The sequence below is a fragment of the Xanthomonas hortorum genome, from assembly GCF_011305375.1.
In the GTDB taxonomy this organism is placed as follows: Bacteria; Pseudomonadota; Gammaproteobacteria; order Xanthomonadales; family Xanthomonadaceae; genus Xanthomonas; species Xanthomonas hortorum_E.
This window is the reverse complement of record NZ_VCME01000047.1, coordinates 320-679: the sequence shown is the minus strand read 5'-3', so window position 1 is coordinate 679 and position 360 is coordinate 320. Positions and strand designations below refer to the sequence as shown.

Sequence of the window (360 nt, the reverse complement as noted above, 5' to 3'; positions counted from 1 at the left end):
TGGCATCGCCCTGCGCCGGGAAGCGAAAGCGGAACAGCGCTGCATGATCGGTCGGTGCGATCTCGGCCTGGATCCCGTTGTCCAACTGCACTGCGTAGCGATACGGTCGCGCGATTTCAGTGTCATGCGAGAAGGCCAGGGCGCGCTTGCTGCGATCGGCCTCCGGCGTGCCCTTACTCAGCGACGGCATCACCTGAAAGGTCTGGCGGTCGCCCATCCACGGACTCGGCTGATGGCTGAGCGATAGCGCCTGCAAGCGCGGGCGGTTGTCCGCATCGTTGTGCTCGTTCCAGCGATACAGCCAGGTCAGCGTTCCTGCATCGGTCACCGGCGTCCAGAAGTTGAAGCCATGCGGCACTG

General features: G+C 64.2%; 1 pseudogene. It reads right to left on the bottom strand.

Annotation, left to right across the window (positions count from 1 at the left end):
* A pseudogene (locus FFY45_RS21825) lies at positions 1 to 360 on the bottom strand (glycoside hydrolase family 92 protein); the annotation flags it as partial.